The organism is Bradyrhizobium sp. USDA3516 (assembly GCF_057651995.1).
In genome coordinates, this window is the sequence record NZ_JBYGYN010000013.1 from 58,385 (window position 1) to 82,806 (window position 24,422).

Annotated in this window: 13 protein-coding genes and 1 pseudogene; 7 read left to right on the forward strand and 7 right to left on the reverse strand. The window is 59.0% G+C overall.

The genetic code is table 11. The annotated features are described in order from the left end of the window. The 3 genes and pseudogenes from AC24YW_RS32325 to AC24YW_RS32335 all read right to left on the reverse strand — a co-directional run. Window positions 1-1,956 (reverse strand): annotated as a pseudogene (locus AC24YW_RS32325) (hypothetical protein); the annotation flags it as partial. A 1,966-nt stretch (window positions 1,957-3,922) separates the two neighbouring features. Beyond that, a complete protein-coding gene (locus AC24YW_RS32330) occupies window positions 3,923-6,046 on the reverse strand; it encodes a prolyl oligopeptidase family serine peptidase (protein ID WP_487486513.1) in 2,124 nt (707 codons plus the stop codon). Between the two features lie 320 nt (window positions 6,047-6,366). Then, window positions 6,367-6,582, reverse strand: coding sequence for a hypothetical protein (locus AC24YW_RS32335; protein WP_487486514.1), 216 nt, complete (start codon window positions 6,580-6,582; stop codon window positions 6,367-6,369). A gap of 1,538 nt (window positions 6,583-8,120) precedes the next feature. Here AC24YW_RS32335 and AC24YW_RS32340 point away from each other — a divergent pair. Next, window positions 8,121-9,755 (forward strand): outer membrane beta-barrel protein, encoded by a 1,635-nt coding sequence (locus tag AC24YW_RS32340; RefSeq protein WP_487486515.1) that lies wholly within the window; start codon window positions 8,121-8,123, stop codon window positions 9,753-9,755. A gap of 313 nt (window positions 9,756-10,068) precedes the next feature. On the opposite strand, the gene AC24YW_RS32345 is transcribed toward AC24YW_RS32340, so the two are convergent. Both AC24YW_RS32345 and AC24YW_RS32350 read right to left on the reverse strand, forming a co-directional pair. After that, window positions 10,069-10,377 carry a hypothetical protein gene (locus tag AC24YW_RS32345; RefSeq protein ID WP_487486516.1) on the reverse strand — a complete coding sequence of 103 codons (309 nt, stop codon included), beginning with the start codon at window positions 10,375-10,377 and terminating at the stop codon, window positions 10,069-10,071. Between the two features lie 839 nt (window positions 10,378-11,216). Beyond that, the gene (locus AC24YW_RS32350) at window positions 11,217-11,804 is read right to left on the reverse strand and encodes a hypothetical protein (protein ID WP_172789398.1); all 588 of its coding nucleotides are present in this window, start codon (window positions 11,802-11,804) and stop codon (window positions 11,217-11,219) included. A gap of 1,716 nt (window positions 11,805-13,520) precedes the next feature. Between AC24YW_RS32350 and AC24YW_RS32355 the strand changes: the two genes are divergently transcribed. Further along, window positions 13,521-14,861, forward strand: a complete 1,341-nt coding sequence (locus tag AC24YW_RS32355) for an MFS transporter (RefSeq protein WP_487486517.1) — start codon at window positions 13,521-13,523, stop codon at window positions 14,859-14,861. Between the two features lie 1,358 nt (window positions 14,862-16,219). Here AC24YW_RS32355 and AC24YW_RS32360 read toward each other — a convergent pair. Next, window positions 16,220-16,507: a hypothetical protein gene (locus tag AC24YW_RS32360; RefSeq protein ID WP_487486518.1), complete on the reverse strand. Its 288-nt coding sequence runs from the start codon at window positions 16,505-16,507 to the stop codon at window positions 16,220-16,222. Window positions 16,508-16,662: 155 nt separating this feature from the next. Here AC24YW_RS32360 and AC24YW_RS32365 point away from each other — a divergent pair, with 155 nt between their 5' ends. Both AC24YW_RS32365 and AC24YW_RS32370 read left to right on the forward strand, forming a co-directional pair. Further along, the gene (locus AC24YW_RS32365) at window positions 16,663-17,877 is read left to right on the forward strand and encodes an NEL-type E3 ubiquitin ligase domain-containing protein (protein WP_487486519.1); all 1,215 of its coding nucleotides are present in this window, start codon (window positions 16,663-16,665) and stop codon (window positions 17,875-17,877) included. A 118-nt stretch (window positions 17,878-17,995) separates the two neighbouring features. Next, the gene (locus tag AC24YW_RS32370; protein WP_487486646.1) at window positions 17,996-18,190 is read left to right on the forward strand and encodes a hypothetical protein; all 195 of its coding nucleotides are present in this window, start codon (window positions 17,996-17,998) and stop codon (window positions 18,188-18,190) included. A 776-nt stretch (window positions 18,191-18,966) separates the two neighbouring features. Here AC24YW_RS32370 and AC24YW_RS32375 read toward each other — a convergent pair. Then, window positions 18,967-21,180: a hypothetical protein gene (locus AC24YW_RS32375; RefSeq protein WP_487486520.1), complete on the reverse strand. Its 2,214-nt coding sequence runs from the start codon at window positions 21,178-21,180 to the stop codon at window positions 18,967-18,969. A gap of 946 nt (window positions 21,181-22,126) precedes the next feature. Between AC24YW_RS32375 and AC24YW_RS32380 the strand changes: the two genes are divergently transcribed. The 3 genes from AC24YW_RS32380 to AC24YW_RS32390 all read left to right on the forward strand — a co-directional run bounded on the left by AC24YW_RS32380 (window position 22,127) and on the right by AC24YW_RS32390 (window position 23,969). Further along, window positions 22,127-22,774, forward strand: a complete 648-nt coding sequence (locus AC24YW_RS32380) for a metallophosphoesterase family protein (protein WP_487486521.1) — start codon at window positions 22,127-22,129, stop codon at window positions 22,772-22,774. A gap of 246 nt (window positions 22,775-23,020) precedes the next feature. Further along, entirely contained in the window at window positions 23,021-23,347 is a 327-nt protein-coding gene (locus tag AC24YW_RS32385; RefSeq protein WP_487486641.1) for an AAA family ATPase, read from the forward strand. Then, on the forward strand, window positions 23,289-23,969 hold the full coding sequence (locus tag AC24YW_RS32390; RefSeq protein WP_487486522.1) for an AAA family ATPase: 681 nt from the start codon (window positions 23,289-23,291) through the stop codon (window positions 23,967-23,969). Before AC24YW_RS32385 ends, AC24YW_RS32390 begins: the two co-directional genes overlap by 59 nt. The last annotated feature ends 453 nt before the right edge of the window (window positions 23,970-24,422 follow it).

Sequence of the window (24,422 nt, forward strand, 5' to 3'; positions counted from 1 at the left end):
GAAAGAGTTGAGACCGCGGTAGATGTCTGACGACTGAGCTGGCACGTCTGATGGTGCGGTGAAGAGCGGCGGTCTGGCGGCAGCCGAACCCACCGGCGCTGACTGAGCATCATCTCGCATCTGCTGCGGTGTGTACGGCAGATCAACGAAAGAGTCGAGATCGCGGTATATGTCTGACGACTGAGCTGGCGCGTCTGATGGTTCGGTGAAGAGCGGCGGTCTGGCACCAGCCCCACCCATCGGCGCTGACTGAGCATCATCTCGCATCTGCTGCGGTGTGTACGGCAGATCAACGAAAGAGTTGAGACCGCGGTAGATGTCTGACGACTGAGCTGGCACGTCTGATGGTGCGGTGAAGAGCGGCGGTCTGGCGGCAGCCGAACCCACCGGCGCCGACTGAGCATCATCTCGCATCTGCTGCGGTGTGTACGGCAGATCAACGAAAGAGTTGAGACCGCGGTACATGTCTGACGACTGAGCTGGCGCGTCCGATGGTCCGGTGGAGAGCGGCGGTTTGGCGGCAGCCCCACTCACCGGCCGCGACCGAGCATCGTCTCGCATCTGCTGCGGTGTGTACGGCAGATCAACGAAAGACTGAAGACCGCGGAAAATGTCCGACGATTGAGCAGGCGCGTCCGATGGTCCGTTTAAGAGAGGCGGTCTGGCGGCTGCCCCACTCACCGGCGCGGACTGAGCATCGTCTCTCACCGCCTGCGGCGTGTATGGCAGATCAACGAAGGAGTCGAGACCTTGGTAGATCGCCGACGACCCATCTGGCACCGCTTCCGCCGCCGGCCCCTCAAAATCATGCGGCAGGTGCGGCGACCACGTTGAGTTCGACCCGCCGCGCCGCGGCTCCCCGCCTGCCTGTTCAGGGGAGACGCCCAGCGCAGCGTTCGCCTCGACGATTAATAAATAGTTCCGAACCCGATCGAAGCCCATGTCCGCGCTTCGACTGGATTTTTTAAAGTCCTTGTAATCGTCGTTCAACGACTTTTGCTGCTCACTGGTGCCGGTGAGTCGGCTCACTATGCTCCCCCGCCCCTCCCTTTGGAGCCAAGCACCGAATCTTCGTTGGTTGCGGGCCAGATTTTGAGCAACTTTTTTCCGGCTAGTATCCTCGGGTTTGAGCATGCCCAGCTCTGCCTTTTCCAGGCCATCAATGATGCGGGCGTCATCCGGATAAAGATGCGATGTGGGCGACGGGACAGCATAACCGCCGGGCTCCCGAGACGCACCCGCGCCGGAAACGTCCTCGTCATCGCGCACCTTACCCAACGCGAACAACAGATGCTCATCCTTTGGGAACAACTTCTGAGCGAATTCAATGCGCGTAGCGTGGTCTAGCCCCGATATCGAGTAGCCCGCAAGATTAAGCGCGTTAGAAAATCTGCGAAGACTACGATCATGACGAGCAGCACTGCCCGGCTTCATGCCACTGGCACTAAGCCGCTCTGAGAGGGGCGCGTCTTCCGCTGAAGGGATCGTGCGCGGCCGCCCGCCAGAAGTTACATAGCTCGGATCATGATACGCACGAAGGACACCCAACCCTTTCTTCATGTCTTCGACCTTCGGGAAGTAAGTCTTGACGTAACGGACCAGGGACTGGTGGTCCCCCAAATCAATCATAATTCGATTAGCGCCAAGATCATTTCCAAGTCGGCGAAGCGCCTGCGTGTAGCGGTTAACCGTCTTCCGTTGTGGGTTTTTCTGAGCCACATATTGGGCAATCGCTTTGTCGATAATGTCCCGATGTTCTGCAGAGAGATGGGGATGGTAGTTGCGGCCGCTGCGGCCGCCACCGGAGACAGGACCCGGATCTGGCGGGCGCGCCTCGGCCAAGTGCTGCTCAAAACCCTCTTGGCTGGCATGGCCCCCCTGGTCCTCTTCCAACATCGCGTGTTGCACCTGGGACCAAGCTGTTGGATTGAATGGATCGGAATTGTACGGGTCCACGCTAGCCTCACGTCCAAGACATCAATTGAGCTGATCCTATTATGGATAGGCTTTCCAGAAGCTGACGAGGCCGTCCCTTCGTGAGGCAATGCATCGCGACATCTCCAGAACGAAATGGCCCCGCGGCTCTTGATCGTCACTGGGCTTCTTGGGCTTCAGGACCCGCCCTCCTCCCGGCCGATGAAGTCTTGCGGCGGCATGGGAGCCGACGACTCGTCATTTTTTGGATCGCAAACGGCATACCGGCGGCGCCGCAGGTGCACGCACGGGTGTGGCCGTTACGGCAGGGACGATCAGCACGCGCGCAAAGTGCGAAATCACATCAGCCCTGGCCGAGCGTCATCGGTCGGCGCGATAAGAGATGAATCCTGGACGAGCTTTGCACCGTCAAGATGAGACCGTAAGCACGCGATCCGACCACTGTCAGTGGACGGGCATCGGGATCGGCCGTACCGCGGCGGCCAAGCCGGACGTATGGAGCTTCCATTCGCGCTGCACTGATTGTGGTTTGGGACGCCCCTGACCGGCTCTTCAGTAAGCGGCTCGTCGCGAGCCGTTCTTGCTCCAAATCGGGATCGTATACTTTTGCTTCCAGTGCATGGGAGCGACGCCCCCTTATAGCTCGAACATTTCTTCGAACTTCGGACGAGTGATGGGAGGGTCGATTAGAGCGCACGACCTTGCCGGCGGGCAACAAAGCAGGACAGCGACTCGTGTGTCCGCGTAAGCCCGCTCTTCAGAAGTGTCGGCGCTTGACGCTGGAGTTGCGACCCCGCGTCAGATGGGGAAACTCTGCTGAAACATACCACATGCATCTAGAGTTTAGCATGCAAATTACCCTAAGCGCTCCAGCCCCTGCTCAATGAGAGATATTGGAAGATCGCTGAAACACAGGCGCATGTGACCGCCACTTCGTGGGCCATAGTTCCGACCATTTGTAAGGTGCACGTCGTGCTCGCGGCTTGCAGCGTCAATAAACCTCTCCGGATCCGTACCCGCGATAAGCCGTACCCAGAACGAGAAGCCCCCGCTTGGCACACTATAGTCCCGCTCGCAAAACCGGCTGCGCTGCAATAGCTTATGTACGCCGTCTCGCTTCCCTCGGGAGTGCTCGCGCAAGCGTGTTATGTGCGAGTCACGAGCGCTCGATTGCAACAAACCCAAAACGAGATTGCTTAGAACCGGACTTACGCCGCCGTCGCGTTCTGTTGTTAATGTCCGACTCCGCAAGCACCCAGCCTACCCCCCTGCTGCCGCCGCGCCGTTCGATGCGCGGCTGCGCCCATGCCGAGGCGAGCCTCGGATCCCAAATTGCTCGTGGGATGCAAGGCGTCGGCTATCTTCCGTCGACAGCGAGATGTAAAACAGTGCGGGTGCGGCTCGGTACTAACCGACCCGGGCGTGAAACCAGACCAACTAGTCCCTACCACATCCGCACTGCCGTTGAGACTAGCGGAAAGGTGACTCGGCGCGGATCGCGTCTGGAGCAAAAGCGCTGTCCCTGCCACATCCCGTTAACCCCAAGGGCTCTGTATCTGTGATAGCTTACCGCAAGCTGACAGGCCTTTGCGCAATCGGTCAATGGAAGCGTGGCCTATCAATACCGGCTCAATCTGCCACGGTAGTTCCTGCAACCGCTCAGTGCTGTTCTGTCACGACTTCATGAGAAAGGCGCTATCCCTATCTGTATCCGCCCATTGAAGTTGGCCACGGGATTGAGAGGCTAGCGCCGGCTTTGCCCTGAGGGCTGTTCACAGGAAATGCCTCGTGGGTGTTAACGAGAACCCGGCCTTGAGTGACCGACAGGGACTGATAGGCGAGACGGCGGACGTAGCTGATCGGTCGCATTCATCGCCAGCGAGATACCATCTCCCGCCGAGAATGAGCAAAGACCGGCTTGCTGACGCCGCTGCCGATAACGTCGTCCGTCAAGCGTCATCATTGAAGTAGATCTTCGTCCTCGCCATCACTCATCGACAAGCCGCTGGGATAGGTACGTATATTCCAAAGCGATCCGGCGTGCCTGTTCAATTAGATTGGCGGCGGCGCTATGCCCCCCGTCGGTATTCTCATAGTAGAAGTACGGTTGGCCCAATGCAGCGAGCCTTGCCGCTGCCTTGCGGCCATGCGCTGGATGGACGCGGTCGTCCTTGGTGGACGTGAGAATGAAGGGGGCCGGGTAGGTCTTGCCTGGCACCAACCTCTGATAGGGCGAGTAAGCCTCGAGCCACTTGAGCTGATCGGGAATGCTCGGATCGCCATACTCGCTGATCCAGGAGGCCCCGGCGCCCAGCTTCGTGAACCGAACCATATCGAACAGCGGAACCCGTAAGATGGCCGCATTGAAGAGGTCGGTTCGTTGGGTGATTGCGGTCCCTACCAGGAGGCCACCTTGGCTACCGCCGACCACGCCTAGCCGGCGGGGAGAAGTGATTTTGCGCCGAATCAAGTCCTCCGCGACGGCGATAAAATCATCCCATGTCCGCTGCTTCGTTGCTCCTTGGGCAGTCTGGTGCCATAGGGGCCCGAACTCACCGCCGCCGCGCAGGTTCGCGACAACATACGCGTTGCCCTGCTCGAGCCAGAGTCGTCCGGTGAGGCCGGCGTAAGCGGGGATGAGCGGAATCTGAAACCCACCATAGCCGTAGAGAAGTGTTGGAGTTGATCCATCAAACCGGGCGCTCTTAGGTCGTAGCAAAAAGTAAGGAATGCGGGTGCCATCGCGCGAGATTGCCTCGAACTGTTCGACGACATGTCTCGAGGGGTCGAACCGAGGAGGTGTCGTCTTCAGGGTCTCAAGGCGACCGGTTGCGGCGTCGAAGTACCAGAGCATCGTCGGGCTAAAAAAGCTGGAGACGGTGAACATCGCCTCGTCGGTTTGACCCGATGCCGCAGCTACACCGACACTCGCATTGTCTGGAAGCGGGATCGGCGTGGCCTGCCAGGCGCCTTGATGGTACTTGTAGACGAACGCCCTACTCTGAACATTGTCGAGAATCGTTAGGATTAACAAGTTTCTTGTGGCGGTGAATCCGCTGATCGCTTGTCGAGGCCCAGGCTTAAACACGAGGGTTGGCATGGCGCGCAGCGGATCCTGCTTCCATTCGGTCAGGTCATACGAGATGATTGAGCCCGCTGAGAAGGGCGTGTCTCCGGACGGCGGCATCCAGTCTTCGTTTAGCGTCACCAGCAGGCGACCACTCGCGATGCCTCCGATGGTCGACTTCTTTGGCAGATTGAGCTTAATCGGCTTGGACCCAAAGAGAACATACTCATGCTCGAACGAACTGATGCGGCGGTCGGCGCCGGTCGCATGGACCGTACCTTCACTGTCGCGCAGCACGAATGGTGTAGCCTCGACATCGGTCGGCTCGCCACGGAAGACCTCGTGCGCTTCCGCCAGCGACTGAGCGCGCTTGAGCTCCTTCACAACGAAAGGGTAACCGGCTTGTGTCATGGTCCCTTCGCCCCAATCTCGTGTAACCAGGACCGTGTCGCTATTGACCCAAGTGACCTGCTGTTTTCCCTCGGGAAGTGCGAAGCCCTTTGTGACGAAGGTTTTGGCAACTGCGTCGAACTCCCGGACGAACACAGCGTCCTTTCCACCGTCGGACAGGTTGAGCAAGCATAGGCGCTCTTCGGGCGGAAGGCAGCTCACCCCTTGAAGAACCCAGTTCTTCTTGTCCGCGTCAGCGAGAGCATCCACGTCGAGGATGGTCTCCCATCGGGGGGTTTGGCTGCGATAGCTTTCAAGCGTAGTACGCCGCAAGACGCCGCGCACGTGGTTCTCGTCCTGCCAAAAATTGTCGAGACCGCGTCGTCCCATTGAGACGTACGGAATCCGGTCCTTGGCCTGAAGAATGTGGAGCGCTTCCCCGTAGAAGCGCTGGTAACGTGGATCAGATTGGAGCGCACTGAGTGTCTTGTCGTTCTCGGTGCGAGCCCAAGCCAATGCGCGCGGCCCTTCGATTTCTTCAAGCCAAAGAAAAGGATCTTCAGCCACGCTCGCAGGCGCTGGCGTCGGGGAAAGTCCCGTGGCCATCAAACAGCTCATGGATAGCGACGCTGCGAGAAAGAGAGAATTTTTCATGGGAATTGTCCTGAAGTTAGCCGGCCTCGAGCATCTTGCTAGGTGAGTGGAAGCATTCGGAAGATGCATGCTCGGCTTCAAACCGCAGGCATGCAGGAAGTGCGTCCGCTGCCTTTCGAATGAGCAAGCAGCGTGCCGTTTGAAAGGCGAGGTTCTCCGGCGTTCCCAACCCATCTAAGTGTCGACTTTTGGACGTCCGTCTTAAACCTGACACTCGGTTCTTGGTAAAGGCGACATGTTGCGCAGCGGCCACCTTGCTCATAGTCGCACTACGTCTTCGACAATCGTTTGCGCCCTCGGTTCGGCCACTCACAACTCGGCTAGGCATGAATTGCATTGAGCATGTGGCTCACCTCGCAAACCTTGCGGAAGGCTATCGCTGAAAACGTTGCGGTAAGGGCAAACCATGCAGCGCTTTGGGCGCGCATCGCGCAGGCATCGGCGACGCTCTCGACAAGGCCTCTGCAGTCATCCGAAAATGACAGTTCGGGTTCCGGCAAAGATCGAGGTCGATTTTTTGAAAGGTAGCGCTCCATGCGCGGCCGTTCGTTCCGCTGGCGCAGCCGGGCGATCTCCGAAGCGAAGCTCTAGCTCCAACTGGCTCTATTGGTAAGCATGGCTATCCAAGAGACTACAAGGTTAATGATGGCGTTATAGAGTACAATGCTGACAACGCCCGCTTCATGAACAACAGCAGTCAGCCAAACACATATCAACACCATCATCGCCGACTTCTAACGGCGCGTCACGTACAACCTGATGAAGAACTGGCTTACGACTGCTTTTCGGTCCGACGCGTGACCTATCGCGGAATAAAGAACCATCCGTGAATGTTGTGCCCAACGAGCTAGGCGGCAGTGGATTCAGTTCGCGGTCTGACGACTTGAATCGTCTGCGAAATTTACGGGAAGAGCTTCGGCAACTAATTGCGGCCGTGGACCGACCCAGCTTTTCTTTTGCGGCTGCCTCCTTGAGCCTGGAGATTATTGCGAGCGCAGCGCTGTTCGACATCCCTAGCGTGCAGAGTGCGGTGACCCCAAGGCCAGGAATGTGCTTACCATGACGCATAGCCGCGACGTGGATTCCACAACATTTGTAGAGCCTAACGTAGGCAAGATCTCCGCGGGAGTATGCCCGATATCGCATTTACTACACAATCTGATGATGCTCGATCAATTCCCAACCGCAACTGACATGCTGCAGGGACTGAGTCTGATAGCATCTTAGCATACGCTGATTATGCCGCGTGACTTCAGAGTCGCAGATGTGCTGTTCACAAAGGGCACTTGATAACGATCGCTTGTGACTCGATCTTTGCCCCTCGATCTACTTTCGCGCGCAGCGCAGAGAAGATCATTTCCCATCCAGGCGCGCCCCTGAGATCCGTTTGGGCCATGAGATCAGCCACTAAAGAGTGATCGAGCTCGGCCCGCGCTCCATCCGACCTTGCCGTCGTTCAGTACGCGATCGAGGACGCAACGAAGGCGACGAAAGCCGTAAGACAACGGGGCGCCGCAAAAGCGGTCCGGGCACGACTCCTAGCCTTACTCGCGGCACTCACGCTCCCAAAGACTAAGACGAGCTGTACTCGCAACGACCGGCTGCTTGCCGTCACCGCAGCTGGCGCGGAGACAAGAACACTGCACTTTAGAGTACGCTGTTTCATCAAGATCGGAACGGGTCCGCGCACACTTCAATGAACAAATATAAACGTCCCACATGCGCGTGCCTTCTACGCTCGATACGCAATGTAGGATTATCGACGCTCAATTGTCCGCGTTCAAACCACCATAAGGAAGTTGACGCGACACACTCTTAGAAAACGCGCGCAGAAGATACGAATTAGTCCGGCACGCGGCTTGCTTCGTTCGGGACTTCATCACCAATCGTAGTGCGGTGATCTTCGGAGCAGCCCCGGCGCGTCATTACGTGTCTGGTCGCTCCGATGATTTGCCGTGCGGCGATACTTAGCGAGCGGGACCGCGTCTCGGGAAAGTGCAGGGCAATCATTATGCGATCAAGAGTTCTCTTTTTGGGTGCTACGACGGCGGCGCTCGTCACAACGGGTACAGCTATGGCGAACCGCGAGCGACAAGTACTGCCACCGGCGGTGTGGAACTGGTCTGGAGGCTACATTGGCGGGCACGGCGGCGGCGGGTACGGCCGAACCTCCTTTAGCAATCCCTTTGGCCCGTCAATCTATGGCGACGTTATCGATGTTCCATTGTTTGTCGCAGGTGGCCAGATCGGCTACAATTGGCAGAATAGCAGTTGGGTGTTCGGCCTCGAACTGGATGCCAGCGTAGCTGCCGCCAATGGCTCAAACACTTGCCTAGCCGCCTCCCACTGGATTGTAAGCGCAAACTGCAACGCAGGTCCCAACCTCTTTGCGACCGGGACCGGCCACATCGGCTACGCCTTCGGCGCGCTCGGGAGGACGCTTGCCTATCTCAAGGCGGGCGTCGCCTGGCAAAACAATCGGGGCGACGTCGTCAACAACGCGGAACCGGAGGACCAGCCACAGGAGGAAACCCATTTTGACTATGGCCGAGTTGGTGGCGTCATCGGGCTCGGTCTTTCGCAAGCCCTTACGCCTGCATGGTCGGTGAATGTCGAGTACGACTATTTGCATTTTGCCGGACCGAGTGTCGCCACCGCTTCGACGGCGCAATTATCTCCGCCTACAATTCTGCCGGCGAACACAACTAGCCTGTCCAGCAACTATCACATCGGAAGAGTTGGTCTGAACTACCACTTTGGCGTGGACCCAGGGGCCGCACCAAGGTCCGATGCGCCGTATGCGGAGTCAGCGCGCAGCGTACCACCCATTCCTTACGCGCCCGGTTGGTCCTTCGAAGGCGGCTCGCGGCTCTGGCTGAGCCGGGGACGATTCCAGTGGGACCACAGCGCAATTTTTAATAACGATGTCCCAGACCCCAGCATACTCGTATCGCGGCTCACTTATCACGGACTGGACGGGCTTTCGGGGGAGGTATTCGGCCGCGTCGACAGTCCCTGGGGAGTGTTCCTGAAGGGGAACGTTGGCATCGGAAGCTTCAACAAAGGGAAGATGAACGACGAGGATTGGGGGGTCCTGAACGAATTATACCCGTACCAAACTACACTTTCAGGTCAGTCAAATGGAAGGTTCGCATATTACACGGCGGACGCCGGTTACGATTTCCTGCGCAGCGCGAACTACAAGGTCGGTGCATTTATAGGCTGGGCCTATTACAGCCAGAGCTCAGACTCCATTGGTTGCGTTCGGATCGCCCCTCGGGATGAAGCATGTCTGAAGCCGGGCGAGGCTAGAATCATCGGTGCGGAGGATACACAATGGAATGCGCCTCGAATCGGCTTGAGCGCCGAAACTATGCTGACCAAGCGCTGGCGCCTGAATGCTGATATCGCTTACCTGCCCTGGACCGATTTCAAAGGCCGCGACTATCATCTCTTGCGAGATGAGACCACCTTTTCTGAACAATACGGCAATGGTGGCGGCGGAGTCCAAATTGAAGGCCTTCTGTCGTACTTTGTCACCAAGAATATCAGTCTAGGCGTTGGAGGCCGCTATTGGGCCATGTGGACAAACAAGGATGCCAAAGGCAGGCACTGCGAACCCGGCTGCGATCGGTGGCCGCCAACATTTGCGAAGTACAGCATGGAACGGTGGGGCACGTTCTTTCAGGCCTCTTACAAGTTCAATTAAGGACCTCACTAACGAGGCTCCAAACTTCAGATTGTTAGATGCCGTTCTGAAGTTTTCTGATGACCAGTCCTCGGCGCGCAACTGAAGCCGAGGATTGGTACGTTGCGATTGACGCTATACACCCGGTTGTTACGATTGCATATCACCCGCCTTGGACAAGGCGAGCCCAACTCTCGCCCCCGAACCAAAGCTCGTCCACCAAAAAGCTCGTTGCACTAATAACAGCTCGATCTCTTGGCTCGGACGGAGCTCGCATCAAAGCCGATTGAGCACCCCATTGCAACCGAGCTGGGATGCGCTCGATGCACGATTTCTAAATTCCGCAGCGCGATCTTTCCTGGGCAACCGAGACCGCGGCGAGCCCCAACATCGCGTCGCCGGTGACTCCGAAGTGGAGACGATAGAGCCACCAGATTGCGCAGCACCGGTCGAGATCGTACATGGCGAGCGCGCGCCTTGTTGCTGCGACCATCCGCGTCATCGGCTTCATTCCGCGTGTCATCTGGAAACCTCGACGTCTCGGGGCCAGCACTCTCCATTTGATGACTCTCAGGGCGGTGATGGCTCGCTGTCCGGCGCGTGCACCTGCAATGGATTGGGAGCTGAGATTGATGTTCGCCATGGCGTTCTTTTCCGCGTTTCGAAGCTGTTTGCGCAAAATCTATGTGCATGCGCTCTTTGCCGTGATCCTACTGCGAAGGTACTGCTTGCCAACGCCCAGATCTGGTAGCCAAATGGCCGGACTCCCGACCGATAAATACGCTCACGCGATCCCACCGCTACGCGAAGCCACTTGCGACAGTGGTTGCGGCTACACGACCTTTGCTGCCAGCTCCTTGAGAATACCTCGCCCGTCTGCCAAGGCTATCTAGGCTCGCATCGGCGGGGCCTACGTCGTTTTCCGAGTACCCCCTCCAGGTCACCGGTTTCGCTACCCAACTTGCGCGGACCCAGCCGACTTCGAGCGCTGGCTTGCGGCCGAGCCCGGTTTGACCGCGCATGCAATCCTCAGTCGCCTCGCGAAGCAACGCCCCGAACAGATCCGCCTGCACCACACCATCCTGCAGAGTTTGTTGGGATCGCTCAGGCAAAGCAGCCGAGACGATCATCCGGCACGGCTAAAGCTGCGGCGCTGGCCGCGTGTGTTGGGCATTCCGCCACTCCAGTAACTTCCGATCCTGCGCGGCATGGTGCAATCCCGGACTGACGTTAGCCGGACCTACATCGATCAAGCGAAACTAACATCCCCAGATGAGGCAATACCGGGGCAATATGGCGGGGTGGGATTGACAGGCCGCCGCCACGAGACGAAACGGCCAGGATGACCGTTCATCTCGTGGGCTGCCAGTGGGCCCGAGGATGCGTACCCACTGGCGGCGCGAATAATCCACTATGGGGCGAATGTCTCTCCAGCTAAGGACAACCGAAGTGATCGCAGTCCTCCAGCCCCGCGCGATCGGTTCACCGCCCGGTTGTCTCCCGTGTAAGCCTAACGAACCCTCCTTCGGCTAATTCGGCTTTGTAGGCCCGTCCGTTAAGTAGGATTGTGGTGGAGTTATCTGCGGTCGGCATAAAACCCTCTTGGCGCAGCTTGTCCATTAGGGCAGGTGTCGCCCATTGCCGTGGTAGCGGCGTTCCAAAACGCCGGTTCTCCGTGAAGAAGGCTCCGAAGTCCGGTACCCCCGCCCGGCCGGCCCCAACCACTTGGTCCTCCGCAGGGTTAAGAACAAGGCGAACACGATTGGACTCATCCAAACCGGCCGTGTAGCGGTGACCTAGGATTTCATAAGTCATCGTCCGCTGGTCCGCGTCCGGCAAGAGACCGTGGTGGAATAGCCTATCAACCATCGCGTCAGGGGCGATTTGCGAACCGTGTGAAAACCTCTGTGGAACGGCGAATGAGACATCTACCGCTTCCTCAGGTGCGGCAGATGATGATGGTCCAGCTTCATTCATGACCTGACTGAACAAATCATGATCTTCCTGTGTCCAGACGTGTGCCGTCGGCGATTCTGGTGAATGGGCATTATCGATCGGGTTCGGATCCATAAAGCTCTCCTTCCTGTTATGAGAACAAAGGCCTCTTGAAGATCTCCCCCAGGGAATGAGCTGAGTTCGTCACGAATTCAGAGATGGGTGGCTTCGTCATCGAGAGGCCAAGTTCGGATGTTAAAGAGGCTGGCTTTCGAGAAGCTGACAAAGGTCGAAGAAGGAGATAAATCTGCGGCCGCATCTGCCACGGCAGACGCGATCATCTCCGAGCCAAGTCTCATTCCGCTTGGGCTCGCAACCGGGGCGCGGGTCTGCGTCGTGCATTGCGCACTTCGTCGTAAAGATGGTTAGGAGGTCCAGTGATGCGGACCGCAGCCAGACCCAGTCTTGCACTGAACATACCTAGTTCGCCCGCTGCCCGCGAACCAGTCGTTCTGGCTGCCGCTTCGCGCCCATGCTCGGGGCCGCTAACCAGAATGGCTCCGATAGCCGCGGCCAGCTCGAGAACAGACGAGAGCGGGACCCACGTGAGATTCCGGTAAGCGCGGAGTGACGTGTTCACCTGATGGAATGAAGAACGAAGTCGCCCAGACGCAAAGCAGCCGACAATCATCACGCGTACGGGCCGAAGGTGCGGCGGTGCGGATGATACCGGGACTGCGCCTGCCGCTGCTGGGATGGGCATTCCGCGAGGTCCCCGCCTCCGATCCTTCGCACCCACGATGCAACCTAGGCCTGGCAGGCCGGAGCTACATCGGTCAAGCGGAAGATACATGTTCAGGCCAGGCAATACGACACGCCAACTATGCCGCGGCTTCTATTGACGCTCTGCGTCAGGCAGATGGCGTTCGTGTCAGGGTGTTGAAAAGAAAATTAGCTCGTGTCCTGAATACGGAAACTCGTCGCAATTCGTAGCACGCGGTAGCGACGTTGCCGCCGAAATGTCCGCTTCCCTAAGCGTCCGTTAGCGAGGAAACGTAGGTCGCATTCGTGCTCGCCCGTCCGGGCACACGATTAGTCCTCTTACTCTGGCGTCACTAACAGCTGTCTAAGTGGTTGACCAAGATGTACAACCCTGAATTTTTGGCAACGCTCACGGAGCGACTTGGGATCGGGATCTTGGCGTCGGGGCCGAATAGCCGGGGCCTCTCGGGTGACGCCCTCGCGCAGGAGATAGCCAAGATGCGCGGGTGAGCGGCGCCGAATGCAGCTTATGACGGACGACGCGGGCCGTGATGGTCGCCAGGCGCGAGCGTCCCGCGAGCAGGCGTTCGCCCTCCTCGCCGGCGATCCCGGCCGTGACGCAAAGGTGCAGCACCGATAGCTGAAGGATCTTGTCCGCCGCGCGACGACCCCCGCAGGCGCGCTGAGCGGCGGCAAGCGCCTTGGCCAGGAAGGGCGTTGCACGCTGACTTCTTCAGGAGCGAAGGCAACCTGCAATCGGCTGAAATGGCGCGAGACATCTCCAATCGTGTTCGGCGTCCGCCAATTTGTCGCAAACTCCCCACAGCAGCGCAATGTCTGCGGCGCCCGACAACTGCAGCAGACTTTCATATTTGTCGCACCGGCAAGGCCAGCGATCAGACAAGGATTAAGTGGGCCGCGAAAGGCGGGCATTTTTATTGCAGACGTTACCATGAGTTCGCCGTTACGCGCTTCAGCTTGCACGTGGACAGGCGGTCCCTGAGGACGAGCTCGGGCAAATGGAATGCAACTTTGCGCGTCTGGTCGAAATGTTCGGGCTAGCCATCGCGCTGCAGATTAGGTCAAGGGATGGCGAGGCAATCTACTCGAGAGAGGCCGGAGCCCCTCCTCGGTCCGGCAGACGGACGCTTGACACGCCGCGCGGTGTTGGGCGCAACCATCGGCAATATTCTCGAATTCTACGACTTCGGGACGTATAGCTTTTTCGCAATACAGATCGGTCAGGCTTTTTTCCCGGCAACCGACCAGTTCGCCAGCCTCATGCTGTCACTCGGAACCTTCGGCGCAGGTTTTGTGACCAGGCCGATCGGGGCCATCGTGCTCGGCTCGTATTCGGATCGAGCCGGTCGCCGCCCCGCGATGACCGCCAGCTTTGCCATGATGAGCGCTTCGGTCCTGTTATTGGCTCTCACGCCATCGTACGAGACAATAGGACTCGCCGCTCCGTCACTAGCTATCGTGGCACGCTTGCTGCAAGGCTTTGCTCTCGGAGGTGAGCTCGGTCCGACGACCGCCTATTTGATGGAAGCAGCCCCCACCGAAGCCCGGGGGCTTGCTGTCTCTTTTCAGCCCGCGAGCCAACAGCTAGCTGCGACGGCCGGAGCGTTGGTTGGAGAGATACTCTCGCTCACCATGACAAGCGAGGCGCTCAATGCGTACGGATGGCGCATCGCGCTGTTGCTCGGCGCCGCTACGTTGCCGTTTGGACTTTGGTTGCGGAGCGCCCTGCCCGAAACGCTGCACTGCCCCGAGGCGCCGGTTCGGGTCACCCAGCCTGTTGGGCGATCGCCTCCCGATCGCCGCATCATGAGCCTGGGATTCGTCATCTTGGCCGGCTGCACGATCACTACTTATGTTACCGGATATATGACCACTTACGCGTTGAACACCCTCCGCGTTTCCGCGCCTCTCGCCTTTGGTACTACGCTCATCAGCAACACGGTGGGGATTGCTGCAGCACTGCTGGGCGGCCTGCTCGCCGACCGCGTAGGCCGTCGACGTATCATGATATGGCCGCAGGTCGCTGCACTGCTCATGACGTATCCGGTATTCTTGTGGATTGCAGAGAGCCGCAGTGCCTTCGCACTTCTAGGAGGTCTCGGCGTCCTCACCCTGATCGGAACGATTTCGTATAGCGCTTTCTACGTGAGCATGGCCGAAGGTTTGCCCAGGCACATTCGTGGTGGCGCGTTCGCGACAATCTACGCTTTTGCGATAGCAATTTTTGGAGGCACAGCTCAACCGATCGTCACCTGGCTCATCCACCTTACCGGAAGTGCACTCGTGCCCGCCTGGTACATGCTTTTTGCGGGCGCAGCCGCGCTCTGTGCCATGTTTATGATGCCGGAAACGGCGCCACTCACTTCCGACCATAGACGGACGTCCGTAGCGCCACGACCGTTACCCTAGCCATACCCGAACAGCTAAGGATGACATCTATGATGTCCGAAATGCGAAACATCGAGCCGGGACGGCTATCGGAGCATAGCACGGAAGAACAATCTATCCTGAATTTGGAGCAGCTTTACATTGATCAGGGGCTCCTGTCCGAACCCAGCGTCGCCGTCTGAATAACTTGTGCCGTTTACGCAATCTTCGCCGATACGACAGTTACGGATTGGCGGACATCAAAGTGTAACGAAGGCGTCACTCTGGTCATCTAGAGAACAACAAGGCTCGGCTTGTACCATCTGCCAGCCCAACCGTACGGCATGAGGATGCGACCGCTGTCGGAGCAGCGGCCGCACGAGGCTCGATCCTCATTCTCTGCTTGACATGTCTCCGTTGTCAGTGCCGAACGCACGAGGGATCGGTCAAGCAGAAGAACAAATCACAGATACCATTTAACGGGTCATCCACGCACTCGGGATATGATGTATCGGCTACCGGAGCACTTGCCGCAACCGGCTGCGCGGCAACGTTTGCAGCAAAAGGAGGCACCACCGCCGTTGCAAGCGCGAGTGCGCTCGCGGTCACTAACACAGATTTTTTCATTCGAGACATCGCTTCCTTAGGTTAGCCCCAGCCGCTCTCGACGGTCTATATGACGACGCTCCAAATCGTAAAATTGATTTTCTCGATCAGATCTATCGACCGAACGGATGAGTTCGGGCATCACCGTATCGCTCTGTCTACTCGCTCGGCACCTGCAGACCCGCTTTATGATCGAACGCTCGACGTGCCTGCGTCCGTGCATTTCCGGGAGCACCCGACAAGAGAGTCTTGTTGAATCTGAGTCGTATCGTCCGGATCAGGCCACAGTCGGTTGCATGGTGTCGACACATGTGTCCGAACGCACTTGCGTCACAATTGGTCGCGTAATTGTTCGTCACCAAGAGAGAGGACCGCGAAAGCCGCTTACCAATTCTCTGGTTCGGCTGCGCTGCAGGCCACAAGGCAAGGCTTCGACGCAGTCGACCGCGGGGCATGTTAGGCACCGAGCACGACGACATTCCGGGCCAGAACGTGCCAGTGGCCGCGATATGCGTCGACGCAGGCCCTTTCCCGATCTTGTAAGACTAGTCAGGCGAGGAGCGAAGAGGCGAGGGTGACGATGAGCGCATTTCGGCTGAACTCATCTCAGCCATTAGCAGCAGGCATCTAGCAAAGCTGCAAGGGCTCTAGCGATGAGACTAGTCAGCTTCTCGACAGCTCAATGTCCTAGGTTGAAAACACCTCGAAGCAGACAACAAGGCTCGACCTTGATCAGCTCAATCTGGAAGAGGAGAAGCAGCCGATCCCCCTCAAGGTGGCGAGCCTTTCGAGGATTAGATCCGCGCGGGCATCTCGCCGTCTTTGGTGCGCCGAATCGACCAGCATGTTCGGCCCTCCAGGTTGGGCCGCGCTCCATGATTGCCCGCTTCTTCTTGGATATCCTCACAATGAAAGACCGGCTTTGTGGAAGCGGCGCTCCAGCGCATTTTCTTCATTTTGCCATAGGGGGCGACAACAATGAATACAGATCGGACGCAGCTTGACAGCGACGGCTTTTTCTCAGTTTTCGGCTCCGAAGCGTCCCAATCCGAGGCCTCAGAACCCGGCAGCCGACCTGCCATCCCGGCTCCGGTCCCTGATCATCGGCGAAAACTCACTGACAAGTCTGCCTGCCCTTCCGGCAACCCTTCGGGAACTCAGCGCTTACAGCAACCACCTAACCAGCTTGCCTGCGCTTCCAGCCGGGCTGCGGAGCCTGGTCGTCGATAATAATCAATTGACCAGTCTGCCTGCTCTTCCAACAACGCTTGAGGAGCTCTACGCTGCAAGCAACCACCTGACCAGCTTGCCCGATCTTCCAGCCGGGCTGCGGAGCCTGGTCGTCGATAATAATCAATTGACCATCCTGCCCGCTCTTCCAGCAACGGTTGAGGAGCTCCATGCTGCAGGCAACCAGCTGACCAGCTTGCCTGACCTTCCAGCCGTGCTTCAGAACCTGGACGCCGGTGACAATCAACTGGCCAATCTGCCCGCGCTTCCGTCAACGCTCCGGGATCTTGTCGCGCCAAGCAACCAGCTTACCAGCCTGCCCGATCTTCCAGCCAGCATTGAAAGCCTGGTTCTCGATTCCAATCAGCTGACCGAACTGCCTGAGCCGCTCCCGTCGGCGATCGAATTGTTAACGGCCAGCGACAATCAACTGGTCCGGCTGCCGGAACTCCCCGCTTCCCTCGAAGTACTTGATGTTAGCAATAATCGGCTGACGGACGTACCGGCGAGCCTTCTGCAGCTAGCCAGCGATGCGGCCCTCGATTTGACCGACAATCCGCTGCAGGAGGGGGTTCAGAGCAATCTACTGAGAGCAAGGAGTGCTGCGGACTATGCCGGCCCGCGAATCCTTTTCTCCTTGAGCGAAGACACAATGGAACCTACGCCCCGGCCGCTGCACGAGGTTGTCGCAAACTGGTTTGGGCAGGACCTAGCCATGATCGCAACATGGCAAAGCTTCGCCGACGAGCCTGGCGTGCGGGACTACGCTCGTTTCCTCGACCGGCTTGCCGGCACCGTGAACTACGGCAATAGCGAATTCCGGCAGGCCGTGGTCGAGGATCTGCGGCAGGCAGCGGCGAGGCCTCGACTGCGGGAGTTGTTTTTCCAGTTGGCCTCCGATGCATGCGCGAGCTGTCAGGATCGGATCACTTTGGCCTGGAACGGGATGCAGACTGCACGTCTGAACGCCGACATCGAGGACGGCCTGTACGACGATCGGCTCGCCGAGTTGCTCCAGCATGCGCGCGTCATGTTCCGGTTGGAGGCGCTAGACGGAATAGCGCGCCAGGAGGTCAATGTCCTTCGTCACTCCAGACCGGTCGACGAGACCGAAGTCTATCTCGCCTACCAGACCCAATTGCGCGATCCACTGGAGCTGCGACACGTCGCCCCCGACATGCGCTTTTTTTTCCGTCTCTGGCGTCACCCGCGACGACGTTGAGAGGGCCCTGGCAACGGTGCGGCAGCAGGAAACGATAGGTTTTGCGGACTATCTAGCGACGCGCTGGCAACCTTGGGAATCGGTGCTGAGGCGCATTGCCCCCGAAGAGCACGCAGCAATGGACGATCGGCTCATCGATGCGATGGGCGAGGAGTTTCAAATTCGGCTGAACCAACGGCTCGCCGAAGTGGGTCTTGCGGGCGATGCTGACGCCGAGCGGATAATCGGACCTCAAATCGTCAACGAGATCGCCCGCGAGATCAAAATCGAGGTGATGCACCGGGTGCTTAGGGCGCACGGCATCGAGCTGTAAGAGATCGGGCAGATCCGTCATACCGATTGCGGTCGTGAGCTCGTGGCCATCACTCAATTCCCCAAAGCTGATCGAGCGACCGAGCCTGCTCTTCCGCCGATGCCAACGTTGCTAAGCTCGTGGGCGACTGAAAAAGCAGGGAAATGACTGACCATACGCCGGTCTACTGAAATTGCCTCCGCGCCGCTCGGCGCCATTGCAGTTGAAACGAAGAAGCTCCGACTTACTCGAGCGCTCAATGAACAACGACAAGCCCCAGCATCTTTTGGGGGCCAAGGAGGCACGATGCTGGGGCCGTCGTAGCCTAATGCAAGAGCAGCAAATAGGCCGGGTTGTTGTGCGCCGCCCGATTTGATTCGTCAAAGCGGCCGGGACGCTCAGCTCCCGTACATCCAGACCATCCGCGGTCGGTTGAAGCTCGCCGGCAGAGTTTGCGCGCCAGTTCGCCGCGGGCAGGCAGGTGAAAGCACTGTGACATCCGGGCGTATCGCCGCCGGCATCAGGTATCTTTCCCGCCTGCAATCGTCAGCGGCCCAGCTTCTCGCCTGAGCGCCGAAGTTCGCCACCGCAGTATGGCAGCTTGCTTGTGCGACGACCGACCATCCTCCGGATCGCCAGCCGATAACCCTCCCGTAAGCAGTGTTCTCTCCCGGGCTCCATCCTTGTGTAAGCTGGACCCCGACGAGGCTCGGCGCAGCTCAGGCGATCCGCCGAGCCGGTCCGAAAGGCATGAACTCTGAGGCCGAACGGCTCACCGGCGCAAGACAACCAGCTCACTAGATCCCCAGTCGAGCCATCTGAGCTGAAGCGTGCTCGGGGTCGGGAAGGGGCTGCCACGGCTGGCCAGCGGCGGTGCTCAACAAGGACCTACAGAACGCAGGAGTGAGCTTGCCGCGGTGGATCACGACGTTCTCGTGCCCCTCGGCGGCTCGAGCGTTCTGCCAGTGCTGATTGTAGCCGCGCTGCTCGTCAGACTTCACGTGGCAAGCGGCGAATTCGCGATCGCCCAGCGTTGCCAATTGCCAGACATGTACCGGCCGCTTGGTATGGATGTGTACCCACATCGGCCTTGGCGTCGCGCCATTGCTCAGCGCCATGGGCTGTAGCTTGATTTCGAACAGCGTCCCTGGCTCTCCCTTCAAGGCGCGAGGTGGATCCACTGACGCCAGTTCCCCCGCTGCCCGTAACTGTGCAAGGCATTTCTGCGATGGAAACGCATAGATCTTCATGCAATCGCTCGTGATTGCTGCCTTTCGCGCGCTCAATGACTTTGCCTGCCCCTGAACCTCGGACCCCATCCTTTGAAGCCGGACTATCTTTTCGTGCACTTCGGGCACCTGCGCAGCCGTGAGCAGGCCCCGTCGGCGAGGCTCCTCCAGCGCGACTACACAGGCCTCAATCTCGGAGGACTGCGTCTGCAAGCGCTTGATCACGCGATTCAGGACATGTTCGGCGTCCTCGGGCTTCATCTGGCGCGCTTGCGAGACGGCACTTTGCTGTGCCCGCAGATCGAACTGCAGCAGCTCGTCCAATCGCTCAAGTAATCCCGGCAGTGCTTTCCTGGAGGGCGGAGCCTGCCACATCTGGAGGTGATCGGTCGCAGCGGATGACGCAGCTGCCTCCTCCGGCGTGGCGAGTTTCTTCGTACCGAGATCCGAGAGCACGATGACCTTGCCCGTCGCGGCCCCGGCGGCATCGGGCCTGGCGAGTTGCGGCGCGGGCGGGCTGGCCGTCGAACTCCCCTCGCCCGCGGCTGCTCCGCGCCTTGCTTTGCCCTTTCTGCGTACTGGAGTGCCTTCACCCACCAGCGCAGTGTTTTCTGGCAGCGCAGCCCAAGCCGGCGGTTCAATCGTCACTTCCGCCTTTGGCTGCAATGCCAGCAGCCGCATGACATCGTTCGCCGTCACCCACGCACCGTCAACGATCTCGCCAAGCAACTGCAAAGGAAGGTCAGCTTCCGTTCCAGCCTCCCTCAGGGGCTCAAGCATGCCCCTCAGTTGGGATGCAAATTCCGAAAGCCGCTCCATCACTCCTTCCAGAACGGCGCGGTGCTCGGCGTCGAGCACCGCTCCCCCGCGAACGGCGTCGCCCGTCGAAATAAATGCCGGAAAAACATCGTCAACAAAGGTCCCGAGCAGACGCACCCGCCCCCTCTCGTCCATGAGGGCGGCTCGCACGTCAGGTGCTAACGTGCTCGCTCGCGACTCAATCAGGAGCTGCGCGAGAGCGATCCGCGATTGCAGATACATGCATCTGGTATTGAGCGCCCAGCCCGTATTGAGCCTGAGTTGGGCCTCTTCGGCCTTGCGCATCTCGGGCGTGCTGCTTGGCAAGTGGGCAGTAGCCGCACAGACTGACTGCATCCGCTCGAAGCGCAACGCCTTCTTACCCCACCAGTCCATGCAGGCAGAAAACTGGTTCGCGACGCCCGCAACGACGCGGCTCAACTGGTCGGGCGGAGCGGTGTCTTTGACCTTGTCGAGCAGGGCTTCTGCTTGCTTTCTCTTGTTCTCAAGTGGGTAAAGAATCCGGGTGGCCACTTCGTTACATTGGTTGCCCGCATCCAGCGTGTCGTCGCGGAGCCGGCGAGCCTGATCGTCGGGCAGGATACGACGCGCCAAATTGGCAGGCAGATTCGCGTAATACTCCAGAACTGTCGAGCCTGCTTCGACCACTCGATCGATCAGCTCTTGCGCCTGTTCCAAGTTGCAGCGTTGCGTGGCCGCTCGACGGCAAGTTTCAAACTTCTCAAGCAGGCTGTCCAAATTTCGCTTTGCTGCCTTGATCTCATTGCGCGTTGGCGCCGCCACATCTGAAGCCGCAGTTCTGTCTTGAGGCCCAGAGCGCATCCGCTCCAGGACGGCATCGAAGGATTGACCGCGTTCCCCAGGGAAGAGACCAGGCCCCAGGCTCGAACGGCTCAATTCCCCGGCGCTGTCCGCTCCCGCCGCCTCACCCTGTGATGGATCAGCTCGGCCAATACCTTTCATACTTCATCTCCGAATAGTCGAGAGTGCGCAGCCTATCTGGATAGGCCGTCTAGCTGACGACTAGCTGACCAAGAGCATTCATCGGGATGCACAAGAAGTAAGATCTCGCCTTGAGTTCCACTTCAATCGCAGCTTGGTCGTGTTGCTGAACTAGCGCATCAGTGCCGGTGTGATCAGCTGAGACGTGACCGGCGCCCCGACCTGTCCTACCCACGGGATAGTCCCAGCCCGAACGCCTTGGCTCTGTGCACGCGAGCTGGGCCAAGTCATCCCAAACGCTATAGAGCAGCCAGGAGGGCGCTCGCCTCCTGAAGGCCGATTTTTGGCCAAGCAGAAATGGCGAGCGTATGTCGATCGGCAGACCTGCGCTCGCAACACGCATCCCGCTATCCAGTAAACAGACTTCGACCGAAGAGCTTACCAAGTCACCAGCCATACACGGGTGTGGCGAGACGCCGGTGGCGATCAGCAACAACATTTTGCCCGTTCGAACTGAGCAGAATCAACGTTGCGCAACTCCCCTCAAACTATATCTCGCCAGAGCCGGGCCGCCGCCCAGGCCGGCTAAATCACACTCATAGGAAGGTGGCAGCAAGCGTACCGAGCAACCGAGCGTCACCCCGATCAGCGGATTGGGTGTCCGCACCTCTGCTCCGCTACCAGAATAGCTCCCACTATTTCGCAGCAATGATCTTCTTCAGATGCATGTGGCGAAGCGCTTATCTGAATATGAGGTAGATGCCCCGAAGGGTATCAGGAGAAACTTCGGCCACAGGAATTGCCAAATTACTGCCGGTCTTCCCAGGGACCTTGAGGTAATCAACTCGGGGAATATCCAAATCCCTTCTCTAAGGAGGCTCGCTGCAACCCGCTACAATCTTCAGCATCAATTCATCGGTGCACCCGAGAGCCTGCTTGGCAGGTACAAGCCGGCTATCGAGGGGCGGTGAACATCGGCGTGTTGCACCCCAACCTCGGCGGTGCGCTAGGCCACGACCTCTATTCTCCCTGCACCATTGCTGATCTGACCGCCACGGGCTTGCGCTATTGGGCGCTCGGCCATGTACACATGAGTTCGGCCGTCGAAGGGGCGTGGGCCATTGTCATGCCGGGCACGCCGCAGGGCCGGGACATCAGCGAGGCTGGCCCGAAATCCGTGACGCTTGTGACCATCGAGGACGATCGCTCGATTCACATCGAAGAGCGCACCACCAGCATCTCGCAGTTCGAGCGCGTTCTGGTGGATGCGGACGGAATAAAAGACTGGCGCGAGCTAGTGTCTGCCATATCGCGTGCCTTAGAAAGGAAGCGCAGCGGGGTTAGTTCAGATCATCTCGTCGCGCGCGTTAGGATAGAGGGAGTAACTCTGTTCGCTTGGCGGATTCGCCGGGACACGGATCTGCTGAAGGCGGAGGCGGACGACAGGGCCTCGGTCATCGGGACCTGCTGGGTTGAGAAGCTGGAGATCCTCTGCCGTCCGACCGAGCGGTCGGAGGGAGCCATCCGAGGACCCGCTTTTCGAGCTCCACCGCGTGATCGAGGAGGACATACTCGCCTCCGACGCCTTTCAGAACGAGCTCGTTGGCATGGCTGAGGAGATAAGAGCGCAGCTCCCCCCGGAAATCCGCGACACCTTAGGGGTTGACGAGGTGTCGTTTCGGGAGGCGCTCACGCGCATGGGGCCTGACGGAGCGGAAAGCGTGATGGCGCGCCTTCAGCCTGCCGGACAGGGTGGCTAAGACATGCGCCTGCGCAGCCTCGACCTTACCCGGTACGGGAAATTCACCGACCACAGTACGATTTCGGCGAGCGGCCCACCGATCAGCCTGACCTACATGTCATCTACGAACCGAACGAGGCTGGCAAATCGACCGCCTTTACTGCGTCTCTCGATTTGTTGTTCGGAATTGCGACGCAGAGTCCGTTCGCTTTTTTCCATCCCTTTTCCACCATGCGGATTGGCGGAACACTGGAGTTCGGTGCCGAAAAGCGGGACTTCGCGCGCATCAAACTTCCGCACAACAGCCTGCTTGACGCCGATGATCGCCCTATCCCGGAAAGCGCAATTCGCGGCGACTCAGGGGCATCGACCGTGACGCTATCGCACCATGTTCTCGCTCGACGACGAGACGCTCGAGAAGGGTGGCGAAAGCATTCTAGCAAGTAAGGGCGATCTCGGACAATTGCTGTTTTCTGCGAGCGCAGGCATTGCTCATCTCAGCCAAAGGCCCATCGATCTCAGGAGCGAGGCAGATAGCTTCTACAGATTGCGGGCACGCAGCGGCGCGCTCGTGGACCTCAAGACGCGGCTCGTGGAGCTGAAGGCAGAGCGGGAGAAATTCGACCCTCCGGCGTCGGATCACGGGCGGCTCGTTGAAACTAGGGATCGGTCCAAGGCGCATTATGATGAGGCCGTCTCCGAACGCACCCGCACTCGTGACGCATTGACGAGATCCAGCGCCATCTCGTCGCAATGCCACGGCTTGTGGCACTGCGCGGCATCCGCGAGCGCCTCGCTCCGCTTGCGGATGTACCCGAGGCCCCACCTGGCTGGACGAGTGAGGTGCCCGGTGGCAGAGGGAGGAGATCGAGCTCGGCGTCCAAATGGAGACGACGAAGTCGGCCGGCTTGCTGAAGAGATCGCGTCGATCGTGGTGAACGAGGCCGCCCTGCGGCTCGCCGAACGCATGGAACGGCTCGCTGAACTGCGAGCACGCCATGTGACTGCGGAAAGGATGTTCCCGAGAGGCGGCTGCAACTTCGTGAGGTCGACCGCGCCATTTCGGTAATCCTGCAAGGGTCTTTTCAAGGGTTAATTTGCCAACGGCCGCAACCGCTATCGCGCCGCCGTCGAGACCGGCACCGATTGCCCGACGCGCAACTATTACGGTAACAATCTGCTGGGATACCTCATCAGCCTAAACTTGGAGCGTTGAGACCTCGCCGAGAGGCCGCGCGCGATGTGTGCGGCGCGGGCAGTCTAACAGTTCAGGCAGCGACAGGGGGCGGCCGCGCAAACCAAGGGGGCGGTGGCACGGCGAGGAGAAAAATCAGGCGCCTCCACGCGGATACGTCCCTGTCTTATGGTGATCGCGCCGAAATGGTCGCGCAGCTTCAGGCAGGCGCAACCATCACCGCCTTTCCAACTCCGAGTCGCGACTCGTGACAGCTTCTTCGTCAGCTTACCGACAGGTAAATGCTTCAGAGGTTACAACGTATCGTACGTGGACTGGGTCTACTCA

Excerpts from the sequence above, each read along its gene's own strand:
- AC24YW_RS32330 (WP_487486513.1), bottom strand. The coding sequence starts at position 6,046 with ATGAAAAATTCTCTCTTTCTCGCAGCGTCGCTATCCATGAGCTGTTTG.
- AC24YW_RS32335 (WP_487486514.1), bottom strand. The coding sequence starts at position 6,582 with ATGGAGCGCTACCTTTCAAAAAATCGACCTCGATCTTTGCCGGAACCC.
- AC24YW_RS32340 (WP_487486515.1), top strand. The coding sequence starts at position 8,121 with ATGGCGAACCGCGAGCGACAAGTACTGCCACCGGCGGTGTGGAACTGG.
- AC24YW_RS32345 (WP_487486516.1), bottom strand. The coding sequence starts at position 10,377 with ATGGCGAACATCAATCTCAGCTCCCAATCCATTGCAGGTGCACGCGCC.
- AC24YW_RS32350 (WP_172789398.1), bottom strand. The coding sequence starts at position 11,804 with ATGGATCCGAACCCGATCGATAATGCCCATTCACCAGAATCGCCGACG.
- AC24YW_RS32355 (WP_487486517.1), top strand. The coding sequence starts at position 13,521 with ATGGCGAGGCAATCTACTCGAGAGAGGCCGGAGCCCCTCCTCGGTCCG.
- AC24YW_RS32360 (WP_487486518.1), bottom strand. The coding sequence starts at position 16,507 with ATGGCAGGTCGGCTGCCGGGTTCTGAGGCCTCGGATTGGGACGCTTCG.
- AC24YW_RS32370 (WP_487486646.1), top strand. The coding sequence starts at position 17,996 with ATGGACGATCGGCTCATCGATGCGATGGGCGAGGAGTTTCAAATTCGG.
- AC24YW_RS32375 (WP_487486520.1), bottom strand. The coding sequence starts at position 21,180 with ATGAAAGGTATTGGCCGAGCTGATCCATCACAGGGTGAGGCGGCGGGA.
- AC24YW_RS32390 (WP_487486522.1), top strand. The coding sequence starts at position 23,289 with ATGTTCTCGCTCGACGACGAGACGCTCGAGAAGGGTGGCGAAAGCATT.